The sequence below is a fragment of the Actinomycetota bacterium genome (genome assembly GCA_036280995.1).
GTDB lineage: Bacteria > Actinomycetota > CALGFH01 > CALGFH01 > CALGFH01 > CALGFH01.
Window position 1 is genome coordinate 1 of sequence record DASUPQ010000700.1, and the last position, 8,429, is coordinate 8,429.

Annotated in this window: 8 protein-coding genes; 4 read left to right on the forward strand and 4 right to left on the reverse strand. The window is 70.2% G+C overall.

What is annotated here, in order from left to right; all coding sequences use genetic code 11:
- Nucleotides 1–491 (forward strand): alpha/beta fold hydrolase (locus tag VF468_23625; protein HEX5881280.1); only part of this gene is annotated, 491 nt, incomplete at its 5' end.
- Between the two features lie 54 nt (nt 492–545).
- Here the strand turns inward: VF468_23625 and VF468_23630 are convergent.
- Complete coding sequence (locus VF468_23630) at nt 546–1,280, reverse strand: DUF4389 domain-containing protein (GenBank protein HEX5881281.1); 735 nt, start codon at nt 1,278–1,280, stop codon at nt 546–548.
- Nucleotides 1,281–1,401: 121 nt separating this feature from the next.
- On the reverse strand, nt 1,402–3,591 hold the full coding sequence (locus tag VF468_23635) for an MMPL family transporter (GenBank protein HEX5881282.1): 2,190 nt from the start codon (nt 3,589–3,591) through the stop codon (nt 1,402–1,404).
- Nucleotides 3,592–3,875: 284 nt separating this feature from the next.
- Between VF468_23635 and VF468_23640 the strand changes: the two genes are divergently transcribed.
- From VF468_23640 to VF468_23650, 3 genes are all read left to right on the forward strand, one after another.
- A complete protein-coding gene (locus tag VF468_23640; protein HEX5881283.1) occupies nt 3,876–5,087 on the forward strand; it encodes a sensor histidine kinase in 1,212 nt (403 codons plus the stop codon).
- On the forward strand, nt 5,084–5,761 hold the full coding sequence (locus VF468_23645) for a response regulator transcription factor (GenBank protein ID HEX5881284.1): 678 nt from the start codon (nt 5,084–5,086) through the stop codon (nt 5,759–5,761). The genes VF468_23640 and VF468_23645 overlap by 4 nt, the downstream gene beginning before the upstream one ends.
- A 357-nt stretch (nt 5,762–6,118) precedes the next feature.
- Nucleotides 6,119–6,358, forward strand: a complete 240-nt coding sequence (locus tag VF468_23650; GenBank protein ID HEX5881285.1) for a hypothetical protein — start codon at nt 6,119–6,121, stop codon at nt 6,356–6,358.
- Nucleotides 6,359–6,425: 67 nt separating this feature from the next.
- Here the strand turns inward: VF468_23650 and VF468_23655 are convergent, their stop codons facing one another.
- Together VF468_23655 and VF468_23660 are read right to left on the reverse strand one after the other, a co-directional pair.
- Nucleotides 6,426–7,310: an LLM class F420-dependent oxidoreductase gene (locus tag VF468_23655; protein ID HEX5881286.1), complete on the reverse strand. Its 885-nt coding sequence runs from the start codon at nt 7,308–7,310 to the stop codon at nt 6,426–6,428.
- Between the two features lie 26 nt (nt 7,311–7,336).
- Nucleotides 7,337–8,429 (reverse strand): hypothetical protein (locus tag VF468_23660; GenBank protein ID HEX5881287.1); only part of this gene is annotated, 1,093 nt, incomplete at its 5' end.

Below are 8,429 nucleotides of genomic sequence, written 5' to 3' on the forward strand. Positions count from 1 at the left end.
ATCCGATCCGCCTCCTCAAGAGTCTGCGCAGCCCCCGGCAGCTGCGGCGCAGCTGGTACATGCTCGCCTTCCAGGCCCCGTGGCTGCCCGAGCGGCTGATGGCGGCCCGGGACTTCCAGGCGCTGCGCCGGGCCCTGCGCCAGCAACCGACCCGGCCGGGCGCCTTCACGGCTCAGGACATCGACCGCTACGTGGCCGCGGCCGCCCAACCAGGCGCCCTGCGCGCCGCCATCAACTACTACCGGGCCGCCTTCCGAGCCAACCCGCTCGCGCAGGTGCACAGCTTGCGCCGCGTGGACACCCCGACCCTCATCATTTGGGGAGAGCAGGACCGCTACCTAGGCCGGGAGCTGGCCGAGCCGGACCGCGCTTGGGTCTCGGACGTGCGTGTCGAGTGGATCGCCGAGGCCAGCCACTGGGTGCAGGCCGACGCCCCCGAGCGGGTCAACCAACTCATGGTGGACTTCCTTCTCGAGCACATGGACAGCTAGGGATCCTTGGTCGCCGGCTTCTGGACGTTTGGTGACCCATCGGGGAATGGGATGTCAGCTCATGCTCGGGTCGGGTTGGGTGGCAGGGTGTCCCCCTCCGGTGGGCGCGGGGGGAGGAGGTGGTGTCGTTGCGGGTTCGGATCCGCCGCTGTCGAGCCGGAACGGTGGGTACTCGTCGGTCATCAGCGCGGCGTAGCCCCACACCCGGTAGCACCATCGGTTGAGCCCCATCACCAGATCGAAGATGCCCTGCGGGTAGCGCCCGGTGAAGGCCAGCACCACCGCGGCGATCAGCACGAGGATGCCGATGAGACCGCCGCCGATCTGGGAGATCTCGTCTCTGGACCCGTCGAGTTCGGTGGTCGACCAGACGAGGCCGCTGGTGAACAGTCCGATCACCAGGTAGTGAGGGATGGCCAGCAGCCACCACTTCACCAGCGCCAGCCCACGGGACAGCCGCTGGGGGTAGGCCACGTCGAGGCTGGCCGGGTAGTCGGTCGCGGCCAGCGTGAAGGGCGGGTACCGGTCGGTGCCCAGCGCGCTGTAGGTGTAGTAGTTCACCCGCCAGGTCCAGCGCATCACGCCCACATTGAACGCGAAGATTGACCTCGGGTAGCGCCCGGTGAACACGATGGCGAACCCGGCGACCACGGTGAGCACCGCGAACGCCAGCAACAGGAACGCCAGGGTGACGTAGTGGGGAATGGCCAGCAGCCACTTGACCAGCCACTGCCAGCGGCTCAGTCCCGGATCGAGCCTGCCTTCCAAACGGATCGGATAGGTGTGCATCCATCTCTCCTCATGACGTCCTCGTCGGGACCAGGAACCTGCTCGTCGCCGGCGTGGAGGGCCCGGCGCACGAGGGCGGTTAGCTGCGGCGCCCACCGGCGTTGGCGGGCGCCGCGACGCTTCACCGTCCTGCCGAACCGCCCGAGCCGACGGGCACGAGCTCCTCGATCTCGTCGAGGGCCGGAGCGCCGTGGTGCTGGCCGGCGCCCTCGACGGTCAGCTGCGGGATGAACCGGTCGAGCCATCCGGGCAGCCACCAGTTGGCCCGTCCCAACAGCGCCATGCTCGCCGGGACCACCAGCATCCGCACGATCGTGGCGTCGAGGGCGATGGCGGTGGCAAGCCCGAGGCCGAACATCTTGACGGGCGGTGAGGGGTTGGCGACGAAGCTGAGGAACACCGCGACCATGATCAGCGCCGCGGAGGTGATGACGCGTCCCGTCGCGGCCAGGCCGCGCGCCACCGACTCGGCGTTGTCCCCGGTCCGGAGGTACTCCTCGCGGATGCGCGAGAGCAGGAACACCTCGTAGTCCATCGACAGGCCGAACAGGATGCCGAACATGATGACCGGGATCGGCGAGGCGATCGGGACCGGCCCTTCGAAGCCAAACAGGTCACCGAGCCAGCCCCACTGGAAGACGGCGACCAGCACGCCGTAGGCCCCGCCGACCGACAACAGGTTCATCAGGGCCGCCTTCAGGGGCACGACGATCGAACGGAACACCAGCATCAGCAGCAGGAACGAGGCGGCCAGGATCGCGGCGATGAAGACGGGCAGGGTGTCGTCGAGCTGACCCGTGAGGTCATCCACCATCGCCGTGAAGCCCGACACGTACACGCCGTTGGGCAGGAGCCCGCGGACCCGTTCGATCGTCTTGGAGGTGGCCGGGTCCGCGGGCCCGGTGGCCGGGACGGCCGGCAGCACCGCGGCGTCGCCCGTTGGGGCGGTCTGCGGCTCGCCGAGGAGCGCGATGCCCGGGTCCGCCGCGAGCCGCTCGGTCAGCGCGGGCAGGGTCTCGGTGTCTAGCCCCGGGGTCCGCAGGTCGGCGACGATCAGCAGCGGGCCGTTGACGCCCGGACCGAAACCGTCGGCCAACAGGTCGTAGGCGCGGCGGTGGGTGGTGGTCGTCGGCTCGTCGCCGGCGTCCGGAAAGGCGAGTTGCATGCCCAGCGCCGGTGCGGCCAGTGCGAGCAGCACGGCCGTCGCGGCGAGCAGGTAGGGCCAGGGTCGTCCCGACACGCGGTGGGCGAAACGCCACCAGGCGCTGTCCTGTGCACGCACGGGGGTCCGCCGGCGGCGCAGCAGCCGTCCGGTGTCGATGCGGTCGCCCAGCAGCGAGAGCAGCGCGGGCAGCAACGTCGTGGCGGCTGCCACAGCGATGAGCACGACCAGCGACGTCGCCAGCCCGATCGAGGTCAGGACGCCCAGTCCGGTCAGCGCCAGCGCGGCCATCGCCACGACGACGGTGCCTCCCGCGAACACGACGGCCGCTCCGGACGAGCCCATGGCGCCGGCCAGGGCAGCTGCGTTGTCTTGGCCTCTCGACCGGTTCTCGCGGTAGCGGGCCCCGATGAACAAGGCGTAGTCGACGCCGACGCCCAGCCCGATCATCGCCGCGACCGTCGGTGCGGACGTGGACACCTCCATCGCGTTGGCGAGCAGCGTGATGCCGCCCACGCCGACGGCGACGGCGACCAGCGCCAGCCCGATCGGGACCAGGGCGGCCACGACGGTGCCGAACGCGACCACCAGCACGACCAGCGCGGCCAGGAGACCCACGGCTTCGGTACCCGACGTCTCCGCCTCGGCGTTGACGAACACCGCATCGCCGCCCAGCTCGGCGGTGACGCCCGCTGCGTGCGCCGGCGCCATCGCGCCGGCCAGTGCCTCGAACGGTGCCGGCCCGAGGTCGGAAGCCGGCAGGTCGAACGTCAACTCGGCGAAGCCGATGCGGCCGTCGGGTGAGACGGTGCCGGCCTCAAAGGGGTCGGCCACCGTCGCGACATGCTCCACCTTCGCGACTCGCGCCAGCGCGGCCTCGATGACCTCCCGGCGGCTGTCGAGCGTCCCGCCGTGGTCGACGGCGAACACGGCCATGGCGCTGCCGCCCGCCGCCTCGGGAAAGCGCTCGTCGAGCAGCGCCATCGCGCGCTCGCTCTGGCTGCCGGGCGCGACGAAGTCGTCGACGAACGCACCACCGGCGATGCCGGCCAGCCCGATGACGATGGCGGCGGCGACCGCCCACGTCCCGATCGTGATCCATGGCCTGCGGGCGCTGGCGTGGCCGATGCGACGGATGAAGCGATGCATGACGGTGCTCCTTGGAGTGATCCGGTTCGGACGACGGGTGCGCCACGTGGCGCCGTGGTCCCACCCTGCCTGCCGGGACCGGAGGAGTCGCCCACCCGCGGACGGGTTGGCCCTCCCCCGCGAGGCGGGTCCTGCGCTGCCGCCGGAGCGTCGTCGCCCCCCGGGCGGCGGAGACCCACATCCGCCTGCAGATGGATGACCGCGCGTCCAACCTGGCCTATGGTGGGCCGGTGCCCGCCGGCCAGCCGCCACGGGCCACCGCACGTCTCACCGTGGAGCGATGGGTGAACCGCACGGCGCCGCCCTCCCGACCGCCGCTCGGGAACGCCCCGAGAGGATTCCGGGGCCCCTTCGCCCGCTGGCCCCGCGCCGCGGACGCCGTCCTGGCCATCGCCGTCTTCCTCGCGGTGGTGTTCCTGGTGGACGGGCCCGGCGATTCGATCGTCGTCCGGCCCATCGGCGACGTTCCGATCACCGCCCTGCTGGTCTACGCCGTGGCCAGCGCGGCGCTGTACTGGCGCAGGCGCGCCCCCCTGGCCGTGCTGGGCGTGGTGCTGGTCGCCTGGGCGCTGACGCTCGGAGACAGCTACTCGCAGATCGGCGGGGTGGCGATCATCGCCCTGTACAGCGCGGGGCGGTACGCCACCGAGGACCGGTGGGGCCAGGTGGGCGTCGCCGCGGCCATCGCCGTGGTCAGCATCGATCTCCTCAACGACCCGGCCCCGTGGGGGGAGGCTGTCTTCGGCGGCGTCGTCATGTTCGTGGCCTGGTACGTCGGGCGCCGCCTCCGGCTGCGGCAGGAGCGCACCACCCAGCTGCGGCGGGAACAGGCCGCCGAGGCCCGCCGGATCGTGGTCGAGGAGCGGACCCGGATCGCCCGCGAGCTGCACGACGTGGTCGCCCACCGGGTGAGCTTGATGACGGTGCAGGCGGGCGCGGCCAAGGCCGTTGCCGCCAAGGACCCCGAGGGTGCCCTGCGGGCGATGGCCGCGGTGGAGGAGGCGGGACGTCAGGCCCTGGACGAGCTGCGCCACCTGCTGGGGGTCCTCCGACCCGAGACCGGCCTCGACGGGCTGGGCCCCCAGCCCGGCCTGGCGGATCTCCCCCGGCTTGTCGAGCAGATCCGCGGGGCGGGCCTGGACGTCTCGCTGGCGACCGATGGGGTGGCGGCCGGGCTTCCGGCCCGCGTGGACCTGTTCGCGTACCGCATCGTCCAGGAGGCGCTCACCAACGTGCTCAAGCACGCCGGTCCCGGGGCCCACGCCGAGGTGCGGCTCGGCACCGAACCGGGCGGGATCGTCATCGAGGTGCTCGACGACGGGAAGGGCTTGGAGCCACCTTCGGCGTCGGCTGGTCCATTCCGGTCGGCGGGGCATGGCATCGTCGGGATGCGGGAGCGGGCGCTGCTGTTGGGCGGGACCCTCGACGCCCGGCCCCGCCCCGGCCGCGGGTTCCAGGTCGTGGCCCACCTGCCCACCGGAGGCGAGCCCACGTGAGCATCCGTGTCGCCGTGGTCGACGACCAGGCGCTGGTCCGCGGGGGCTTCGCCATGGTCCTGGGCATCCATGACGACATCGAGGTCGTCGCCGAGGCCGGGACCGGGCTGGAGGCGATCGAGGTGGCCCGCCGGCATCGCCCCGACGTGATCCTCATGGACATCCGGATGCCCGACATGGACGGCCTGGAGGCGACCTCCCGGATCCTGGCCGAGGCCGACTGGGGCGTCCGGGTGCTGATCCTGACCACCTTCGACCCGGACGAGTACGTCTACCGGGCGTTGCGCGCCGGCGCCAGCGGCTTCGTCCTCAAGGACATCCCCCCCGAGGAACTCCCCACCGCCGTGCGCACGGTCGCCGACGGAGGAGCACTGCTCGCTCCGTCCATCACCAGACGCCTCATCGGCCAGTTCGCCAAGCGCCTCGCTGTCGACACCGCCACGTCGGGCCGCTTGGAACGGCTGACCGACCGGGAGCGTGAGGTACTGGCTGCGATCGCGCGTGGGTCGAGCAACGCTGAGATCTCGGACGAGCTCTTCATCGGAGCCGCGACCGTGAAGTCGCACGTGTCGAGCATCCTCACCAAGCTCGGCCTGCGCGACCGCGCCCAGATGGTGGTCTTCGCCTACGAGAGCGGGCTCGTCGAGGCCGGCGAGCGCGACATCGGTCACTGAGAGGTTGGCCCCGCCGGCTCACGGGAGAGGACGGCGGCCGCCCGGCCAAGCCATTGACCGTCAGGATCACAATCTGATTCGCCCGCGAGCATCATCCCTGCTGCGTGGGCTGGAGGAGCGATGACCTGCGGTTCGTCTGAACCGTTGGTAACCCCGGTGACCGCTGCTGCCCCTACTCGACCGTTGCGGCACGGACCCAGCGCGGACCGAGCGCGAAGATCCACCAGCTTTCCCCCTGTACGACGGTGTCGCTCCGCGGGCACTGCGCGGCGGCGTGCGGGCTTGCGGGCGGAGGGTGCGCTGTCCACGATGGGGACCGTGGGTAGTGTCCTCTCGGGATGCTGAGGGTCACCTGGTATGGCGCTGAAGAAACAAGCAACCCCGAAACGCTGGCGCTCCAAGGAAGCCAAGGAGATCGTCGCCGCCGTGCAACGGGCAGGTGGGCAGGTCGAGCGCACCGCGAGCGGGCATCTGAAGGTCATCGGGCCAGCCGGTTCCGCCATCGTCGCCTCAGCCCCCAACACCGGCCGCGCAGGTGGGCGCGCCGTCCACAACACCTTGGCCACGATCAGGAGCAAGACCGGGCTGGACGTGTGAAGCGCTCGTCCGGGCGCTCGCTGCACCCAGATGCGTGAATTGTCAGGGCCAAAGGTTCAGAGCGGAGCTACAGCATGGCCATGGCCAGCGTCCTCCATTGACGTAGAGGCAGGCCATGGGGCTCCGCGTCAAACACCTGGATACAGACGTGGTCCGCTCCTGCCTTTAGATGGTCCTTCACACGTCCGCTAACCGCCTCCACGTCACCCCATGCGACGAGCGCGTCGACGAGACGGTCGCTGCCCTGCCCCACGAGGTCGTCATTGGTGAATCCGAGGCGGCGCCAGTTGTTGGTGTAGTTCGGCAAGTCGAGGTATCGGGAGATGTGCCGGCGGGCGATCGCTCGGGCCTGGTCAGGGTTTGCCTCCAATACGACCGCCTGCTCTGGCAGGAGCCAGCGGTCAGGGCCGAGAGTGCTGCGAGCCTTCGCCGTATGCTCGGGCGTGACGAGATACGGGTGAGCACCCTGGGCCCGCTCAGCGGCCAAGGCGAGCATCCTCGGTCCAAGGGCGGCGAGCACACGCGGCGGCGGCGCTGTCGGCTTTGCGGCCCGGTAGATCCGGGCCGCCTCGTCCATCCCATCTAGATAGCGGCGCATGGCTGCAAAGGGACGCTCGTACTGGTGGCCACGAATTCTCTCGACGAGGCGGGCGTGGCTCACGCCGAGACCGAGCAAGAACCGCTCTGGGTAGGCCTCGCTCAAGGTGAGCTGGCCGGCAGTCATGGTGAACGCGTCACGTGCCCAGATGTTGGCGATGCCCGTTGCAATCGCCATGCGGTTGGTGGCTGACAGCAGAAAGCCAGCATTGGTCAGCGGCTCGCGATAAGCAGCTTCGCCGACCCACAGGGCTCCGTAGCCCAACTCCTCCAACTCGGCCGCGACCTCCCGTACTCTCGAGGCGGGTTGGTAGTTGAGGTGGTAGGTCCAGATGCCGATGCGCCCGAGGTCCATGACCCACTGCTTACCAGGCAGGGTGGTTACGACGCCACCACTCGCTCGCGGAAATCCTCAACCGCAGGCCTCCCGCGCCAAGGCTCCAGCTCGCGGAGCAGGTCCTGAGCCCGCTGGGTGATGGGTCCGATGCGTTGGTCAGCCGGCAGGTCCAACGCCCCGTTGGCGACCGCGCAAGCCTGATCGACCTCCCGCTGCTGCGCATAGTTGGTGGCCACCGCGAGCTCCACTATTGAGCGAGCCTTGAGGTGCCCCGGATCCTGGGCTGCGAGCGCGGCATCGAGGACCGGCTGGGCAGCGTCGGGCTGGTGAAGCGTTACAAGGCTCGTGCCCTCGTAGTAGGTGACGTCGAGCCGGTCCTGTCGGTAGTCCATGCCATGCCGACGTTCGTCGGGCTGGGTGCTTCCCACCGCATTGTTGGCCAGATCCTGCGCCTGGCGGAACGCCGCTGCGTCGCCGATGCCAGCATGGGCGCGCGCCTCCAGCGCTGCCAGCCATGCCTGGACGGCCACGTTCGCGCTTCGGCTTCCGTGACTCTGCCCCCGCCGGATGAGCTCAAGTGCAGCAGTGTGATCACCGCTGTAGGAGGGAATGAGGCTTCGCCCTCCGAGCAGCCATCCGGCCAAGGCTTCGTCCTGAGCTTCGATCGCGGGCTTCAGCGCAGCCTCATACCAGATGTGGGCGGCTGTCGGGTCCCCCACGTCGAAGGTCAGCCACGCTCGAAGGCCAGCCAGATGTCCAGCGACTGAGCACAGCCTGCGCCGGACTCCGATCGTCTGGGACTCCTCAAGGAGCCCGGTCACCGCTTGAAGGTACTGCTGGACGTGCGGGAACAGTTCGGTAGGCGACAGTTCCTTGTAGAGCTGGTGGAAGCGGAGAACGGCGAGTTCTGTCTCCTCGAGCATCGACCCGCTTACCCTCGATCCCTGCATGGCCCGGAGGAGATTCAGCAGGTCCACGCCGAGCGCCTCCAGCACGGCGGTGCTGGCGAAGGTCCCTACCATGCGGACAAAGGGTCGGCGCTCCATGGACGTATCTGACGATGCGAGCGCCGCCCCGGCAACCTCGAACAGTGCCGGCTCAGGGACGGCGATGGCCTCGGCCGGAGCATCCGAGCTG